The organism is Spiroplasma sp. DGKH1 (genome assembly GCF_040940205.1).
Lineage (GTDB): Bacteria > Bacillota_I > Bacilli_A > Mycoplasmatales > Mycoplasmataceae > Spiroplasma.
The window spans coordinates 291,949-309,091 of record NZ_JASTWG010000001.1 but is presented as its reverse complement, the minus strand read 5'-3'; the positions used below and the strand labels follow the sequence as shown (position 1 = coordinate 309,091).

The following is a 17,143-nucleotide window of genomic DNA, read 5'->3' as shown; positions in this document are numbered from 1 at the left end:
TATAAATGAATGTACAAGCACACTTAAGAATGATTAGAATTTCACCCCGTAAAGTTCGTTTGGTTGCCGATTTAATTCGAAATAAAAAAGTTGGAGAAGCAATTGTCATTCTAGATAACACAAATAAAAAATCATCAGTTCCAGTTAAAAAACTGGTTAAATCAGCAGTTGCCAATGCTGTTAATAATAACGGCTTAGACGCTGATAAATTATTTATTAAAGAAATCTTCGTTAACGAAGGACCAACATTAAAACGTTTCCGTCCCCGTGCCCACGGAAGAGCATATGAAATTTTAAAGAGAACTAGTCACATCACAATTACTGTTAGTGATGGAGCACAATAAGAAAGGAAGATAACAAATATGGGTCAAAAAGTTAGTCCAACCGGATTACGAGTTGGAGTTATCAAAACATGAGATTCACGTTGATACGCTGAAAAACAAGATTTCGTGAATTGATTACACCAAGATATCAAAATTAGAAAAGCACTAATGCAAAAATTAAAAAATGCTAGTGTTTCTAAAATTGAAATCGAAAGAACTAAAAAAGAAATCGTTATCTTTATTAGAACTGCTCGAGTTGGTGTGGTATTAGGACAAGAAGGAAAAAACATTCCCGAATTAGTTAAATTAATTCGCAAAACAATTCATGATCGCAAAATGGAAATTAAAATTAATGTGGTTGAAATTAAAAACCCTGACATTGATGCACAATTAGTTGCTAATACGATTGCTGAACAAATTGTTAACCGGGCATCATTTAGAACTGTCCAAAAATTAGCAATTCGTAAGGCCATGAAAGCCGGAGCCAAAGGAATTAAAACATCAGTTTCAGGTCGTCTAGGGGGAGTTGATATGGCTCGTACCGAAGGATATTCGGAAGGAATCGTACCATTAGCAACCCTAAGAAGTGATATTGATTATGCGCTTGCAGAAGCTTTAACAACTTATGGACAAATTGGGGTTAAAGTATGAATTTGTAAAGGTGAAATCTTAGGAAACCAACTAGTTTCATATACGGATGAAAAACCAAAATGAGAAAAAAAAGACTTTAACAAAAAACCTTTTAACAGGGATAAGGAGGCGAAATAGTTTATGTTAATACCAAAAAGAACAAAATATCGTCGTCCCCACCGAATTAGTTATGAAGGAAAAGCTAAAGGAAATACCAAAGTTGACTTTGGAGAATATGGTTTACAATCATTAGATGGAGCTTGAGTTACTAACCGTCAAATTGAAGCGGCGCGGATTGCAATGACACGTTATATGAAACGTTGAGGAAAAGTATGAATTAGAATCTTTCCCCACATGGCAAAAACTAAAAAACCATTAGAAGTGCGGATGGGAAGTGGGAAAGGAGCACCAGAAGACTGAGTAGCAGTTGTTAAGACTGGAACTATTATGTTTGAAGTCGCTGGTGTTGATGAAGAAACAGCAAGAGAAGCGTTACGTTTAGCAATGCACAAATTACCAGTGCGTTGTAAAATCGTTAAAAGAGGTGAAGAATAATGTTGAATAGTGAGTTATTAAAAAAATCAACTGAAGAGTTAAAAAAACTAGAGGAAGAATCACGAGCAGAATTATTTGCTTTAAAATTCCAAGCGGCAATGGGAAACTTAGAAAAACCCCACCGTATCAGTTTACTAAGAAAACAAATTGCTCGCATTTTAACTATTATTAGTCAACGCCGGATTGCTGGAGAAAATACCCAAATTAACGTTAAAATTGATTTAAAAGAAACATATGCCAAAATTGAAAAAGAATCACAAGCTTTTGCCAAAGAACGAAAAGCCAAAATTGAAAAAATGATGGCTGATCAAGAGGCAAAAGAAAATGATTTCTCTTCATTGATGGATTTACCACTTGATGAAGCAATGCTTGATGCTAATGACGAAGTTAGCGAATCAGTTGCCAACGAAGCACCGGCGAAAGCAACACCACCAACAGCTGCTAAACCAACAGCTAAAAAACCGGCACCAAAAAAACCGGTTGCTGAAAAAGCAGCTTCTGCAAAAGCACCAGCACCAAAAGCAGCTTCGAAACCAGCAACTAAACCAGCACCATCAACACCAAAAGATGATGCTTTGAAAAGTTTAATCGCTAAAAATGAAGCAGAAAAAGTTGCCAAAGCCAAAGCAACAACACCGAAACCAGCCAAACCAGCAACAGTTACGGTTAAATCAGTAACTAGTGCCAAAGCAGAAATTGAAGTCGAAAAATTAGGACCAAAAACTGCGAAGGGAACTGGGGAAGTTAAGGCGAAAGTTGAAAAAGATGCCAAGGCTAAACTAGCTGAAATGAAAAGTACATTAGCAGCCGGAACGGCAAAAGGAAAAGGAACTGGTGTTAAAATTGACATCAGTACTAAACAAAAAGACCCTAATGCGAAAGAATATACATATGGGGCCAACTGAGAAGAAAACCGTGATAAAATCGCCAAAGCAACAACTAAAAAAGTTAGTGCTACTAGCGAAACTGCCAAAAAAACAACTACTAAGAAAGGAACAACAAAATAATGGAAAGAAATCGTCGTAAAATTTTACAAGGACGAGTAGTTTCAGATAAATCTGATAAAACAATTGCCGTTCTTGTTGAAACATACAAAAACCACCCTCTATATGGTAAACGCGTTAAATATTCAAAAAAATATTTAGCCCATGATGAACAAAACGAAGCTCACATCGGAGATAAAGTAAGCATTATGGAAACAAGACCACTGTCAAAAGTTAAACGTTTTCGTTTAATTGCCGTGATCGAAAAAGCAATTGGTTAAGATCGGAAAACTGTGAGGAAGAAATAATGATCCAACAAGAGTCTAGATTAAAAGTTGCTGATAATTCCGGAGCAAAAGAAGTTTTAGTTATTAAAAACTTAGGTGGTTCATTTCGTAAGTTTACTAATATAGGTGATATTGTTGTATGTACTATTAAAAAAGCTGTTCCTGGTGGAATTGTTAAAAAAGGACAAGTTGTTAAAGCGGTAATTGTTCGTACCAAACGGGGACTCCACCGCAATGATGGTAGTCACATTCGGTTTTCAGAAAACGCGGTTGTTATTATTAAGGATGATAAAACACCAAGAGGGACACGGATTTTTGGTCCAATTGCCAGAGAAGTTAAAGAAGCAGGCTTTAGTAAGATTGCTTCGTTAGCACCAGAAGTACTATAGGAGGAATACCATGATAAAATTAAAATTTAAAAAAGGTGACTTAGTAAAAGTTATTTCTGGAAAACATAAAGGTGTTGAAGGTCCAATTATGAAAATCATTCGTGATAAAAACCGCGTTATAATTGAAGGAATTACTAATACTAAACATGTAAAACCTTCGCAAGATAATACCGAAGGAGGAATCCAAACGGTTCCTGCTTCAATTCACATCTCAAATATTGCATTAATTGATCCAAAAAATAAAAAAGAAACCACAAAAATTAGTTACCAAATTAATGATAATGGTAAAAAAACAAGAATTGCTCGTAAATCAAAAGCGCATTTGGCGTAAGAAAGGAATAACAAGATAAAAGATGGAACGAATTGAAAAACGTTATAAAGAAGAAATTTTACCAGAGTTATTCAAAGAGCAAGGTTATCAATCAATTATGCAAGTTCCGAAGGTTACAAAAATTGTAATTAATGTCGGAGCAGGAGATGCGACCCATAATTCCAAAGCAATTGAAGATGTCGTTAGTGAGTTAAGTTTAATTGCCGGATTACGTCCAGTTGTAACTTTAGCAAAAGGCTCAATTGCTTCATTCAAATTACGAGAAGGAATGCCAATTGGAGCAAAAGTTACTCTGCGTGGGAAAAAAATGTACCAATTTTTAGATAAACTAATTAATATTGCCTTACCACGGGTAAGAGATTTCCGTGGTGTTAGCAAAGATGCTTTTGACGGCAGAGGAAATTATTCATTAGGAATTAAAGAACAAATCATTTTCCCTGAAATTGACTATGATAAAGTTAAAAAAATTCGGGGAATGGATATTACAATTGTAACAAGTGCCAACAAGAACGAAGATGCTTATGCATTATTGAAAAAAATGGGAATGCCATTTAAAAAATAGGGGGAAAGAAACATGGCTAAAAAATCATTAAAAGTTAAACAAGCTCGTCATCCAAAATTTAAAGTAAGAGGCTACACTCGTTGTGGAAACTGTGGACGTCCTCATGCGGTATTACGTAAATATAACTTATGTCGTTTATGTTTTAGAGATTTAGCTTACAAGGGACAAATCCCAGGTGTTAGAAAAGCTTCATGATAGAAAGAGAGACTAGATAATTATGATGATCGATCCAATTGCTGATATGTTAACAAGAATCAGAAATGCTAACCAACGACTACATAAAAGTGTTGTGATGCCGGCAAGTAAAATGAAAGTTAAATTAGCTGAAATTTTAAAAGCAGAAGGTTACATTGAAGATTTTAAAGTAACAGGAGAAGTTAAAAAAGAATTAAGTATCTTGCTAAAATATAAAGGAAAAACAAAAGTTATTTCAGGGTTAAAAAGAATTTCAAAACCAGGACTACGAGTTTATGTAACTGTTGATAGAGTACCTCAAGTATTAAATGGATTAGGGATTGCAATCATTTCAACTAGCCAAGGGGTTATGACAGATAAAATGGCAAAACAAGCTCATCTCGGTGGGGAAGTTATTGCTTATGTGTGATAGAAAGTTATAGAGGTAGCAAAATGTCTCGAATTGGAAATCGCGAATTAAAAATCCCAACCGGTGTTGAAGTTACAGTCCAACCAAATAATGTTATTGTTAAAGGCACAAAAGGACAATTAGAACAAAAAATTCCTAATGTTATCAAAGTCGAAGCAAAAGATGGGGTTGTTAAAACAACCAGAGTTAACGAAGTTAAACATACTAAACAATTACACGGAACTATCAATTCACTAATCCAAGGAATGATCCAGGGAGTTAGTGTTGGGTTCAAAAAAGAATTAGAAATCTCGGGGGTTGGTTACAAAGCTAACTTACAAGGGGATAAACTAATGTTAAACTTAGGGTTCTCACATCCGATTGAATACCATATTCCTAAAGGAATTACCCTAACTGTTCCCAAACCAACACAAATTACGGTGGAAGGAATTTCAAAACAATTAGTAGGTGAAGTTGCTGCTAATATTAGAAACTTTAAAAAACCTGAACCTTATAAAGGAAAAGGGATTAAATATAAAAATGAACACATTATTCGTAAAGAAGGAAAATCAGCTGGTAAATAACAGCAGGGAAGGAAAGAGAAGATGAATAACAACTCACGTAGTAGTAATCGTAAAAAAAGACATTATCGTGTGCGTAACAAAATTTCTGGAACCTCGCAACGACCAAGATTGAATGTGTTCAAATCAAACGGCCACTTTTATGCCCAATTGATTGATGATGTGAAACAAACAACCCTTGCTTCCGCATCAACTTTAAAAATGAAAGATTTAAAATCAACTTCAAACATCGCTGCTGCTGAACAAGTAGGAGCTGAAATTGCTAAATTAGCAATTGCTAAAAAAATTACCAATGTCGTATTTGATCGTAGTGGGTATTTATACCACGGAAAAGTAAAAGCATTTGCAGAAGCCGCTCGTAAAGCTGGCTTAAAATTCTAATAAAGGAGAAAGAAAATAATGGCAGAAAATAAAGAAGCATTAGCAGTTAATACTAATGAACAAGGAAAACCAGCTGAACAAGCACCCGCAAAATCACACCAAGAAGGAAAACCAAATTTCCACCAAAATAAACCTTTTAATAAACAAGACAACAAAGGATTTAACCGTCGTGATAACCAAGACAACATGTTTGAAGAAAAAGTTGTTGCAATTAACCGGGTTACCAAAGTAACAAAGGGTGGTCGTCACTTCCGTTTCGCGGCAGTTGTTGTAATTGGTGATAAAAAAGGAAAAGTTGGCTTTGGAACTGGAAAAGCTAATGAAGTGCCTGATGCAATTAAAAAAGCAATTAAAGAGGCCAAAAAACAATTAGTAAGAGTTCCAATTGTGGGAACAACAATTCCCCATGAGGTTATTGGTCACTTTGGCGCTGGAAAAGTAATGATGAAACCAGCTAAAAAAGGGACGGGAGTCATTGCTGGTGGCCCAGTGCGTGCTGTGATTGAACTTTCAGGATTAGCAGATGTTTATACGAAATCATTAGGATCAAATACCCCAATTAATATTTTACGAGCAGCTTTTGAGGGCTTCAAAGAATTAAGAACGGCAGACCAAATTGCCAAATTACGTGGTAAAACACCAGAAGAATTACTAGGATAAGGAGCGTATATTAATGAAATTACATGAATTAAAATATAGTGAAGGCGCTCGTCATGAGAAAAAACGCTTAGGACGAGGAACATCTTCGGGAACTGGGAAAACTTCTGGAAAAGGTAATAAAGGTCAAAATGCTCGTACTGGTGGGGGAGTGCGCCCCGGATTTGAAGGGGGACAAACTCCAATCTTTCGAAGAATTCCGAAAGTAGGATTCACCAATATTAATACCAAAAGTTATACAATCTTTAACTTAAAAGATTTAGAAAAATTAAATGTGAGTGAAATTAATCACCAAACATTAGCTCAAAAAAAATTAATTAAATCAGAAAAAGAATTAATTAAAATCTTAGGTAGTGGTACAATATCTAAGAGCGTCAATGTCAAAACAAATAAAATTTCAAAAGCAGCCCAACAAGCAATTGAAGCGGCTGGGGGGAAAGTAGAGGTAATATAATAGTGAAAACCAAAGCTAAAAAAAGAAAGGCCAAGAAAGCAGCACAAGTTGATCTTGTCAAATCAAATAACTTTTTTGTGAAAAACAAAGATCTAATTAAAAGAATTGCTTTCACCCTAATTGTGTTAGTTGTAATTCGATTAGGAAGTTATTTGACCGTGCCCGGAGTTACTGTTAGTCCTAATATTCAAGATTTATCAAATACTGATCAGTTCTTCAGTTTAATCTCAATGTTAGGGGGAGGAACTTTAGGAAAATTCTCAATTTTAGCTTTGGGAGTTTCGCCATATATTACTGCCTCAATTATTGTCCAGTTGTTATCAACGGATGTGATTCCACCATTATCGCGTTGAGCGAAGGGTGGAGAAAAAGGTCGGAAAAAATTAGACCGTTTAACAAAATGATTAACAATTCCTTTTGCAATTATGCAGGGGGTGGCCACAATCTTTACGATGGCCAACCAGGGAATTATTAGTCCGAAGTGATCAACTAATGATTTTGGAACGGGAAGTCCAATTTTCTACTACATTTTAGTTCCGTGTGCTTTAATTGCCGGAACAATGTTTATGTTATGAGTTGCCGATCAAATCACAATTCGGGGAATTGGAAACGGAGTTTCAATCATTATTTTCGCGGGAATTGTGGCAAAATTGCCAAGTAACTTAGAAACAACCTTTAAGTTTTGAATTTCTGGCCAAGAAGACATTAACCTATTATTTGATGGAATTTTAAAATTCTTAGTTTATGTGGTGATGTTCTTATTGGTAATCTTGTTTGTCGTAATGCTAAATGAATCAGAACGGAAATTACCAATTCAACAAACCGGAAGTGGACTGTCCTCGGGCGGTGAACAGAATAAACCCTTCTTGCCGTTAAAAATTAACTCGGCGGGGGTAATTCCTGTTATTTTTGCCTCAGCTTTAATTTCCGCGCCAATTACCGTTTCTCAAATTATTAGTGTTTCAAATCCTAATAATGGGTTTGTCCAGTTTACAAATAATTACTTATCATTTTCAACTTGACCAGGAATTATTATTTATGCGGTTTTAACAATTCTTTTCACATTCTTGTATTCGCAAGTGCAAATGAACCCTGAAAAAATTGCTGAAAACTTTCAAAAGGCGGGAACCTTTATTCCCGGGGTCCGACCAGGGAAGGAAACTGAAAAATATATTAAGGGGACAATTAACCGCTTAAGTATTTTAGGGTCAATCTTCTTAGCCGCCATTGCGATTTTACCATATGTTATTAGCAAACTAACTAGTTTACCAAGTGCCTTAGCAATTGGGGGAACTGGATTAATTATTATGGTGTCAGTTGCGTTAGAAACAATGCGTCAAATTAAAGGACGAATTACGCAACAAGCCTTTATTGATAAAAAATCACAAAGTTTGAATCAAGATTCAAATGATAATTCATACTTGTGATAAGAAAGGTGTGTTATTAATTTTATGCGCAATATTATATTATTAGGAGCACCAGGGAGCGGGAAAGGAACCCAATCAGAAAAAATTATTGCTCAGTTTGGTTATAACCATATCTCAACTGGTGATATTATTCGGGACAATATTCGAAATAACACTGCGAAGGGGAATTTAGCTAAAAAATATTCTGAACAAGGGAAACTAGTTCCTGATGACTTGATGATTGAGATGTTAGAAGATTATTTACAAACAGTTCAGGGGGACATTATTTGAGATGGGTTTCCCCGCACTGTTAATCAAGCGGAAAAACTAGATGAATTATTAGCAAAACGCAATGCGAAAGTTGATTATACCCTATACTTTGAAATCGCAGAATCAAAACTAATCGATCGGATTACGGGACGCTTAACATGTCCAACTTGTAAAAGAACTTATCATATTACCTTCCACCCTCCGAAAGTGGCGGGAATTTGTGATTATGATCAAACCCCACTAGTCCGTCGCGCGGATGATACTGCCGAAAAAGTCCAGGTAAGATTAGCAGAATATAAACGAGATACTGAACCATTAGTTCAATATTATCTTAATAAGCAAAACCTATCAGTTATTGATGCTGATATGGAAGGTGACGCTGTTTGAAACCAAATCGTTGCAATTATTAAGTAACAAAAGAGATTGGAGGTAATAAAATGGCTAAATCTGATTTACTAGATGTTCAAGGAAAAGTTTTAGAAGTATTACCAAATACAATGTTTAAGGTCGAATTAGAAAACGGCGCAGTTATTTTAGCTCACGTCTCTGGTAAAATTCGGATGAATTACATTCGCATTTTACCGGGCGATTTAGTAACTGTTGAAATGTCACCATATGATTTAGAACGTGGGCGTATTGTCTTTCGACACAAATAAATTAAGTTTGAGGAGGAGTATGCACGATGAAAGTACGATCATCAGTCAAAAAAATCTGCGACAAATGTCGGGTAATTAGAAGAAAAAATCGCGTTATGATAATCTGTCAACAACCAAAACACAAGCAAAGACAGGGATAAAAGGAGGAAAATAGAAGCATGGCACGTATTGGAGGAGTCGATATTCCAAATGATAAAAGAGTAGTTATTGCCTTAACTTATATCTTTGGAATCGGAAAACCACTATCTCAACAAATCTTAGCAGATGCTAAAATCTCAGAAGATGTACGAGTAAAAGATTTATCAGAAGAAGAATTAACTAAAATTAGAAATGAAATTGCAAAATATAAAACCGAAGGAGACTTACGTCGTGAAGTTGCCTTAAATATTAAACGATTGATGGAAATTGGAAGTTACCGAGGAATGCGTCACCGTAAGGGGTTACCAGTTAGAGGACAATCAACAAAACAAAATGCGCGTACTGCTAAGGGACCACGAAAAACAGTAGCGAATAAGAAAAAATAGAGGAGTGTAATTATGGCTGTTAAAAAAGTAACTAATAAGAAAAAAGTTAAAAAAAATATTAATAAAGGTGTGGCCCACATTCACTCAACTTTCAATAATACAATTGTCACTATTTCCGATGAAGGCGGGAATGTAATTTCATGATCATCAGCGGGAGCAATGGGGTTTAAAGGAAGTAAAAAATCAACCCCATATGCAGCGCAAATGGTTGCCGAAGCGGCGGGAAAAGCTAGTCAAGAACACGGAATGCACAGCATTCAAGTTGAAGTAAAAGGACCAGGTCCGGGTCGAGACGCGGCAGTAAGAAGTTTACAAGCAATTGGGTTAGAGATTACTTCAATTAAAGATGTAACTCCAATTCCTCATAATGGGGCTCGCCCACCAAAAAGACCACGAGGATAAGGAGAGTGATAGTTAGATGAAACAATTTATTAGACCAGAATTTAAATTAGAAGCGGAAGACAAATCAAACAATTATGGAAAATTTTTAGTTGAACCATTAGAACGTGGATTTGGAATTACCCTGGGAAATGCATTGCGCCGAACATTATTATCTTCAACTCCCGGAGCGGCAGTGTTTGCCATTCGAATTAAAGGAGCCTCACATGAATTTACCGCAATTCCCGGTGTTGTTGAACATGTTACAAAAATTATTTTAAATATTAAAAACCTTGTGTTAAAAATTGATCAAAATATTATTCCCGATGGAGAATCAGTAATTTTAAAAATTAATTCTAACAAGGAAGGTGATGTGTTAGCAAAAGATATTGAATTACCAGCTGGTGTTGAAGTAATCAATAAGGATTTGCATATTGCCACAATTGCCAAGGGTGGAGAATTAAACTTAGAATTACATGCTCGTAATTCGCGGGGATATAAATCATTTAATGATAATAAAAAAGAAAAGAAATATGCGGACTTAATTGTCATTGATTCAAACTATTCACCAGTTCAAAAGGTTTCTTATATAGTTGAACCAACCAAAGTAGGAAAAAATGCTGATTTAGAAAAATTAGAAATTGAAGTCCAAACTGATAGTTCAATTACTCCGGTTAACGCGATTGCGATGGCTGGTAAAATTCTATCGGAACACTTAGAATTCTTTATTAACTTAAATGAAGCAATCAAAGCAACCCAAGTCATTTCATCGGAAACTGAAAAAGAAGAAGATGAATTAGACCGTAGTATTGATGAGTTAGAATTTACTCAGCGTTCACAAAACTGTTTGAAACGCGCTAAAATTGAAACCCTTCGTGATCTAATATCAAAAACCGAAGAAGAAATCCAAGAAATTCGTAACTTAGGTAAAAAATCATTAACTGAAATTAAAGAAAAAGTAGCCGCTTTAGGTTTACATTTTAGAAGAGATTAAACAGAAAGGAGCAGCAATTCATGTCATATCAACAAAAAAGAGGTAAAAATACATCATGACGCAATGGTTTAATGCGTAATCTTGCCACTGAGTTAATTATTAACGAAAGGTTAGAAGTTACCGAAACCAGAGCAAAGGAATTACGTCGTCATGTTGATAAATTAATTACCTTAGGAAAACGTCAAGACTTACATGCTCGTCGAAGAGCGGCTAGTTTCTTAAGAGATATTGAAGCAAATGAAAAAGAAACTGCTTTACAAAAATTATTTAATGGCATTGCCAAAAAATACAAAGATCGCAATGGTGGTTATACTCGAATTTTAAAATTAGATAATCGTCGTGGTGATAATGCCCCTATGGTAATCATTGAATTAGTATAGCAACCTTTTCAACTAATGGCCCTTATGTGGCTATTAGTTTTTTCTTTCTTATGTTATGATAGATAAGTAGAAAAGATGGTGAAAAAATGATAACCTTAAAATCAAGTGAAGATTTAGCCAAAATGCGGGTTGCTTGTAATGTGTTAAAATTAGTCCATCAGGAATTACGGGCAATGATTAAACCAGGAATCACGGGGGTTGAATTGGATAAAAGAGCAGCGGAAATTATTCGCCAGCACCAGTGTGAACCGAATTTTAAAGGTTTATATGGTTTTCCCGCCACAATTTGTGTCTCAATTAATGATGTTTTAGTTCACGGAATTCCTAATAATACACCGCTTAAAAATGGTGATTTAGTGTCAATTGATGCTGGATGTGCCTACCAAGGATTTAATAGTGATGGTGCTTTTACGATGATTGTCGGTGAACCATTAAGTGAGTTACACCACCAACTAGTGGAGGTTACCAAAAATGCGTTAGACCAGGCGATTGCCATTCTAAAACCCGGCGTGCGCATTGGTGATATTGGCCACGTGATTCAAGAATATGTGGAAGGAAATGGTTTTTTCTTACCACAAGAATTTACTGGTCATGGCATTGGCAAAGAACTACATGAAGATCCCCATATTCCCAATGTTGGTGAACCACACACGGGCTTACGTTTGCAAGCAGGAATGACAATTTGTATTGAACCAATGGTCCAAATCGGAACTGCTAAAATTAAAATGCTTAGTGATGGGTGAACTCCGGTTTCGGTTAATGGCTTACCAAGTGCCCATTTTGAACATACTATTTTAATTACCGAGACTGGCCATGAAGTTTTAACCTAATGTTATTTTGATAATTAGAAATCTAGTTTTTAAATAGATTTTTTTAATTTTTACCTTAAAAATTTTTAAAAATCCCTAATTTTTACCCTTTTTATCTGTTTAAATTAATGTTATAATAAATTAACTCTTACTAGGAGGCTATGAAAAAATGAAAGTTAATTTTAAGCAATTTTATCGTGGTTTTATTAGTACTATTTTAGGATTATTTAGTGCTTATATTTTAATTTCATCATCATTTTCAATAATTTATCCCCAGGGAAAACTAAATTTTGTTAATATTATTTTAAATTTAACTTATTTAGTCTTTATTAGTTTTGTAATGTTATTTTTTGTTGGAATCTTATTGCAAATTATGTTGAATTTTAAAACTTATCAGCACCAACCAAATATTCAATGAAAACAAGTTTTAAAAGCTAATTGATTAATTATTATTTTATGAATTTTTAACTTATCATTATTTTCATACTGCTTATATGTTACTGTGCTTTACAATAATTATTTTGATAAACATTTTTATCCAACTTTTTTAACTTCTTTTTATTCGTTCTATGGAATTTTTTCAATCGGGTTTGTTATCACTTTAATATTATTTCGCATTTATATCGCTTGAATTAAAGATGTCAGCAATATTACTGATTTAAATAATTTAACAATTTTAAAATATTTAGCCCACGATGATTTGGTTAAAACAATCCCATATAATTTTACGATTGGTTTTCCCAATATTTGTGAGCTACCAATTGCCTGATTTTTACTAGAAAAAGCAAAATTAATTAGTAATTTACGCAAAACACATTTATTAACCCAGTTTAAAAAGCAAACAACACCACCTCATCTTTTTTGTTTTTAATTTATTAAGGAAAAAATAAAAAGAAGGTGAAAAAAATAATGTCTGGTTTTAAGTTATTGTTTCAAAATAATATTAAAAATACAATCAAGAACAAAATCCAATTTATTGGGTTAGTTATTTTAGTATTTTTAACTTGTTTGATTTTTACAATAATTGAAGTTTCCAAACAACGTGTTGAAAACGTTTATCATAATTTTATTTCAGAAAAAATGAGTAATCAACATGATTTTGTTGTTGATTTTTCGCAAACTAGTTATGTTGAAAACACTGCTAGTGGTGCGGACCAGTTTTTAGCAATTTCCGATATTGAAGTTCGCCAAAATGCAATTTTAGATTATTTGCAAACAGCAACAATGAATTCCGATTATCAATTTAATTTTGATCGGGTGGAAGCACGAGTTTTTAACTTAGGTAATAACAAGGTTATTAAAGCAGTGACCCTTAATCCCCATCAAACAATCGATAAATTTGTTGTGAGTGCGGGGATGCCCCTAAGTTTTTATCAACAGTATTTAAATTCATTAAATAATGAAACCATGCATTGGGTTTATTTAACGCCTGAATTTGCCAAAAAGAATAATATCAAAATTAATGATGTCATTCGTTTACAAGCTGATAGTTACGGAACAACAATTAAAGTTGCGGATAGTGAATTGCAACCAGTTGATTTAAGTCCTTATCAAAAAGAAGACATTAATAAGTGATTACCAAAATCACCATATGCCAATCAAAATTGGTTTCGGGTAGTTGGTTTTGGCCAATCTGCTGATTTTATTACGCCGATCATAGACCAGTCGCATCCGTTTCCAAATATGAAGAATGAAGGGTTAGCATATGTTGACCAAAAATTATTTGGGCTAGTCAACGATACGGTTCGTGATGCTAATAATCAAAGCTATGATATTACAAGACTAGATATTACTAAACAAGTTTTAACCCCAGCTAGTCAATCTGATCGGGAAGTTTATTATGTTGGAAAATTTACTAATAACTATCGTGATGAGGTTAAGGAAAGTTTAATTAATAATACCCTAAACCCTTATTTAAATAGCAAACGTGGGGCGACAATTGGTTTACATGCTTATTATAGTAAAACGCTTACGGGTGATACCCCCGTCCTTACGTTCCGCACTGATAAACGCTATCCGTTTGCTAAAAGAACAACTTATTTCTTAACAACCTTAAATGGGTTTATTACTGGTTCTTATATTCTCATTGCGGTTATTTTAATTATTTCTTTCTTCGTGTTAGTCTTGGTTATTAAACGGCAGATTGAAGCTACTGGTCCCCAAAATGGGATTTTACGAGCGTTGGGTTATCGTCGGCGAGAAATTATTAGTAGTTATTTAAGTTATCCACTTTTAATTGCCCTGGCTGGCGGAATTGTTGGATATCTATTAGGAATTTCAAGTCAGTTAATTATTCGGATTATTTTTGGGGCATACTTTAATCTTCCGTATACTGGTTTTGCTTTAGCACCCTGAGCATTAGTAATTTCTTTTATTGCAGTTTTTGCATTATTAACAGGGGTAACAATGATTAGTGCCACAATTATGATGCATTCCAAAACACCATTGCAACTAATTAAGAAAGAAGAATCGTTTTCTGCCGGACGGATCAAACAAATTGTTCAAAGAATTTGTACCGTTCATAAAACATTTGATAACCGATTCCAAGCAGTGCAGTTCTCTAATTCATTGGGGAAAATGTTTGGAGTTTCGTTGACAATGATTATTAGTACCATTCTAATTACAATTTCAACAACAATTCCGTTTATTTTACAAAATAATATTCGTTATTCGTATGCCGGTGATGATTATAATACCTTAGTTGAATATCAAGCCCCAGTTTATAATCTTCCGACAACTTTCTTAAAAACATATGATCCTACTCAACAACCATGAGATATTAATAATAGTGCCCTTAGTGATACTAATATGACGCGGAATGCTGATCAGTATATTAAGGATTTTGAACAAGCAACGATTAATCCTGAAAATTACTCACCAACTTATAATGCTACTGAAATGCGATCAATGTTATATAAAAACATTTCAAAAGAATTTTTAAAAAGTAATAAGTTAACTGTTCCGGCTGGTGATCAGTATTTGTCAAGAGCAGTTTGTATGAGTACCTGGGGTGATTATAAAGACTATGGGTTAGGAAATTTAACTAAAGCAACGCTTGAAACTTACTTAGCTAATCCTGATACGGCAAAACAACATATTAATGAATTAGAACAGTATCGGCTATTTTATTGAAAATATCGTGAGACAATTGCCTTAGATGTGAAACGCCCACAATATTTCATTAACAATAATTTAAATTTAGATGATAGTTTAAATAGTGAATTGTTTACGAAAAGTGATTACCAAAAAACATTTGGTAGTAGTTCGACGATGATTGTTTTAGATAATAATCATTTTCGTCCCGGGCTTGAAGCCCCCCTTAAAACGTCATTTCGAAAAGTGTTAGATAGTGGTAATGCCCAAGATTTTAATGCTAATTTAAAAAAACCAATGTATGATTTGTATGATTGAATTTATTCATTCTTTATCAATAATGTTAGTCAATGTTTTACCCAGGGAGTTTATACACGCTCTCCCCAAGCAGTACGAACTGAAATGGCAGCAGCTTTTAAAGAACATAGTAAAAGTTTTAATTTAGCATTCGGAGTGGTACCGTTTAATCCCCACACTGATGATCGGGGAACAATGTTCCATGGCCAAGTTAATAATATTAATGTTGATGTCTATGGAATTGACGAGAGTTTTAACAACCAAACTTTAAGTGATGGGAAAAATACCTTAAATAATAAATTATTTACTAATAGCAATAATATTGTTATTAACCAAACCCTTGCTAAAAGGTTAGGGTTAGCAACTGGTGATCAAATTACAATAAAGGTTCTCCGCCAAGCGTTATTTAAGAATAGTGTTAATGGTTATCAGGATGCCCAACAAATTCTAAATAGTTGGGATGAATCACAAGTAACCGGAACTGATAGTAGTGGTCAAACAGTTGGAAAACTACTATTTAATGGTACAAATAATTACCAAAATGTGGTTTTAGGAGAGAAGGGAAATAACAAGGTTTTGGACAGTGCTTTAAATCCAAGTGACCCTAATGCTACAAATCCTACTATTTTAAATAATAAAATTGTTGATGGTAGTTATCTCTTAGGAAATGATAATAGTGATCAAGTCTTCAATATTGTTGGGGTAAATAACCAGTATGGTAGTGCGCGAGCTTGAATTAACAATGAGCGTGCCAATGCAATTTTAGGTTATGACCAGACCCGTAATCATTTATTACGATTATTTATGAATGAATGACAAAATTCATTTGTTAAATCTTTACCAACATTATCAGCACCTTATCAAACCGCTCTTAGTGCTTTAGAAACGTTTATTACAAATAACCAAAGTACCCCAATTAATCAATTATGAACCGCTTTTGTTAATAATTTTCAAAAACAAACATTGGCTGTAAATTGAATTAAAGTTTTTGAAAATGAATATCCACTGTTTAATTATAAATTATCAAAAAGTGAAACTACTGATGATCTGCAAAGTGGTTTGGCCACTGTTCAAAGTTTTGGTGACTATAGTTTCTATGGGTTAAACGGGGGGACAGTTGGAACGACAGTTTACCCACCGTATTCCGAAAGTTCATTTAATAATTTGTTACCAATAGCCACCGCCAAGGCGATTTTACAAAATCTAGCTCAGGCGGTGTTGGGAGTGATTGCCTTTATTATTGCAATTTCCTTCATTCTAAGTTTTATGATTATTATCTTAACAAGTAATGTTGTTATTGCTGAAAACCGAACAATCATTGCCACAATGAAAGTTCTGGGCTATAGTAACCGTTATATTACTAAATTAGTAATAGGAATGTATATTCCGGTTATTGTAATAATGACCATTGCCGGATTTGGTTTTGGTTGATTATTCTTAACAATTGGTATTAATGTGCTAACTAACATGGGAATGGTCTTTCCCCTAATGATGAATGCCGCGATCCCAATCATAGCTATTGCAAGTGGTTTTGTTTTATACCTAATTGCCTATTTAATCAGTTGATTTAATATGAATAAGATTAATCCATTAGTGGCAATTATGTCGGCAAATTAAAGG

The 17,143-nt window shown here is 34.2% G+C and carries 25 protein-coding genes; all 25 read left to right on the top strand.

Going from position 1 to position 17,143, the window contains the following annotated elements; all coding sequences use genetic code 4:
* The first annotated feature begins 5 nt into the window (after positions 1 to 5).
* Positions 6 to 344, top strand: coding sequence for a 50S ribosomal protein L22 (gene rplV / locus QPK10_RS01410; protein WP_368486259.1), 339 nt, complete (start codon positions 6 to 8; stop codon positions 342 to 344).
* A gap of 18 nt (positions 345 to 362) precedes the next feature.
* On the top strand, positions 363 to 1,091 hold the full coding sequence (gene rpsC / locus QPK10_RS01405) for a 30S ribosomal protein S3 (protein ID WP_368486258.1): 729 nt from the start codon (positions 363 to 365) through the stop codon (positions 1,089 to 1,091).
* 3 nt (positions 1,092 to 1,094) lie between these two features.
* The gene (gene rplP / locus QPK10_RS01400; protein WP_025317097.1) at positions 1,095 to 1,508 is read left to right on the top strand and encodes a 50S ribosomal protein L16; all 414 of its coding nucleotides are present in this window, start codon (positions 1,095 to 1,097) and stop codon (positions 1,506 to 1,508) included.
* Complete coding sequence (gene rpmC, locus QPK10_RS01395) at positions 1,508 to 2,515, top strand: 50S ribosomal protein L29 (RefSeq protein ID WP_368486257.1); 1,008 nt, start codon at positions 1,508 to 1,510, stop codon at positions 2,513 to 2,515. Before rplP ends, rpmC begins: the two co-directional genes overlap by 1 nt.
* Positions 2,512 to 2,772 carry a 30S ribosomal protein S17 gene (rpsQ, locus tag QPK10_RS01390; protein WP_368486280.1) on the top strand — a complete coding sequence of 87 codons (261 nt, stop codon included), beginning with the start codon at positions 2,512 to 2,514 and terminating at the stop codon, positions 2,770 to 2,772. Before rpmC ends, rpsQ begins: the two co-directional genes overlap by 4 nt.
* Positions 2,773 to 2,798: 26 nt before the next feature.
* Positions 2,799 to 3,167: a 50S ribosomal protein L14 gene (gene rplN, locus QPK10_RS01385; protein ID WP_368486256.1), complete on the top strand. Its 369-nt coding sequence runs from the start codon at positions 2,799 to 2,801 to the stop codon at positions 3,165 to 3,167.
* Positions 3,168 to 3,177: 10 nt separating this feature from the next.
* The gene (gene rplX / locus QPK10_RS01380; protein ID WP_368486255.1) at positions 3,178 to 3,498 is read left to right on the top strand and encodes a 50S ribosomal protein L24; all 321 of its coding nucleotides are present in this window, start codon (positions 3,178 to 3,180) and stop codon (positions 3,496 to 3,498) included.
* Between the two features lie 22 nt (positions 3,499 to 3,520).
* Complete coding sequence (gene rplE / locus QPK10_RS01375) at positions 3,521 to 4,060, top strand: 50S ribosomal protein L5 (protein ID WP_368486254.1); 540 nt, start codon at positions 3,521 to 3,523, stop codon at positions 4,058 to 4,060.
* A 12-nt stretch (positions 4,061 to 4,072) separates the two neighbouring features.
* The gene (locus tag QPK10_RS01370) at positions 4,073 to 4,258 is read left to right on the top strand and encodes a type Z 30S ribosomal protein S14 (protein ID WP_025317103.1); all 186 of its coding nucleotides are present in this window, start codon (positions 4,073 to 4,075) and stop codon (positions 4,256 to 4,258) included.
* Between the two features lie 19 nt (positions 4,259 to 4,277).
* A complete protein-coding gene (gene rpsH / locus QPK10_RS01365; protein ID WP_368486253.1) occupies positions 4,278 to 4,667 on the top strand; it encodes a 30S ribosomal protein S8 in 390 nt (129 codons plus the stop codon).
* Positions 4,668 to 4,687: 20 nt separating this feature from the next.
* A complete protein-coding gene (gene rplF / locus QPK10_RS01360; protein ID WP_025317105.1) occupies positions 4,688 to 5,227 on the top strand; it encodes a 50S ribosomal protein L6 in 540 nt (179 codons plus the stop codon).
* Between the two features lie 21 nt (positions 5,228 to 5,248).
* A complete protein-coding gene (gene rplR / locus QPK10_RS01355; RefSeq protein WP_368486252.1) occupies positions 5,249 to 5,605 on the top strand; it encodes a 50S ribosomal protein L18 in 357 nt (118 codons plus the stop codon).
* 186 nt (positions 5,606 to 5,791) lie between these two features.
* Complete coding sequence (gene rpsE / locus QPK10_RS01350; RefSeq protein ID WP_047791153.1) at positions 5,792 to 6,265, top strand: 30S ribosomal protein S5; 474 nt, start codon at positions 5,792 to 5,794, stop codon at positions 6,263 to 6,265.
* Between the two features lie 13 nt (positions 6,266 to 6,278).
* On the top strand, positions 6,279 to 6,716 hold the full coding sequence (gene rplO, locus QPK10_RS01345) for a 50S ribosomal protein L15 (RefSeq protein ID WP_368486251.1): 438 nt from the start codon (positions 6,279 to 6,281) through the stop codon (positions 6,714 to 6,716).
* Positions 6,717 to 6,718: 2 nt separating this feature from the next.
* Complete coding sequence (secY, locus tag QPK10_RS01340; RefSeq protein WP_368486250.1) at positions 6,719 to 8,146, top strand: preprotein translocase subunit SecY; 1,428 nt, start codon at positions 6,719 to 6,721, stop codon at positions 8,144 to 8,146.
* A gap of 21 nt (positions 8,147 to 8,167) precedes the next feature.
* A complete protein-coding gene (locus tag QPK10_RS01335) occupies positions 8,168 to 8,806 on the top strand; it encodes an adenylate kinase (protein WP_368486249.1) in 639 nt (212 codons plus the stop codon).
* A gap of 23 nt (positions 8,807 to 8,829) precedes the next feature.
* Complete coding sequence (gene infA / locus QPK10_RS01330; RefSeq protein ID WP_025317111.1) at positions 8,830 to 9,048, top strand: translation initiation factor IF-1; 219 nt, start codon at positions 8,830 to 8,832, stop codon at positions 9,046 to 9,048.
* A gap of 26 nt (positions 9,049 to 9,074) precedes the next feature.
* Positions 9,075 to 9,188 carry a 50S ribosomal protein L36 gene (gene rpmJ / locus QPK10_RS01325; protein WP_073797358.1) on the top strand — a complete coding sequence of 38 codons (114 nt, stop codon included), beginning with the start codon at positions 9,075 to 9,077 and terminating at the stop codon, positions 9,186 to 9,188.
* Between the two features lie 18 nt (positions 9,189 to 9,206).
* The gene (gene rpsM, locus QPK10_RS01320; protein ID WP_047791157.1) at positions 9,207 to 9,572 is read left to right on the top strand and encodes a 30S ribosomal protein S13; all 366 of its coding nucleotides are present in this window, start codon (positions 9,207 to 9,209) and stop codon (positions 9,570 to 9,572) included.
* A 12-nt stretch (positions 9,573 to 9,584) separates the two neighbouring features.
* A complete protein-coding gene (gene rpsK / locus QPK10_RS01315; RefSeq protein ID WP_368486248.1) occupies positions 9,585 to 9,974 on the top strand; it encodes a 30S ribosomal protein S11 in 390 nt (129 codons plus the stop codon).
* Positions 9,975 to 9,990: 16 nt separating this feature from the next.
* Positions 9,991 to 10,944 (top strand): DNA-directed RNA polymerase subunit alpha, encoded by a 954-nt coding sequence (locus QPK10_RS01310; RefSeq protein ID WP_368486247.1) that lies wholly within the window; start codon positions 9,991 to 9,993, stop codon positions 10,942 to 10,944.
* A 20-nt stretch (positions 10,945 to 10,964) separates the two neighbouring features.
* Positions 10,965 to 11,324, top strand: a complete 360-nt coding sequence (gene rplQ, locus QPK10_RS01305; RefSeq protein ID WP_368486246.1) for a 50S ribosomal protein L17 — start codon at positions 10,965 to 10,967, stop codon at positions 11,322 to 11,324.
* Between the two features lie 86 nt (positions 11,325 to 11,410).
* Entirely contained in the window at positions 11,411 to 12,154 is a 744-nt protein-coding gene (gene map / locus QPK10_RS01300) for a type I methionyl aminopeptidase (RefSeq protein WP_368486245.1), read from the top strand.
* 148 nt (positions 12,155 to 12,302) lie between these two features.
* A complete protein-coding gene (locus QPK10_RS01295; protein WP_368486244.1) occupies positions 12,303 to 13,004 on the top strand; it encodes a hypothetical protein in 702 nt (233 codons plus the stop codon).
* Positions 13,005 to 13,042: 38 nt separating this feature from the next.
* Positions 13,043 to 17,140, top strand: a complete 4,098-nt coding sequence (locus tag QPK10_RS01290) for an ABC transporter permease (protein WP_368486243.1) — start codon at positions 13,043 to 13,045, stop codon at positions 17,138 to 17,140.
* The last annotated feature ends 3 nt before the right edge of the window (positions 17,141 to 17,143 follow it).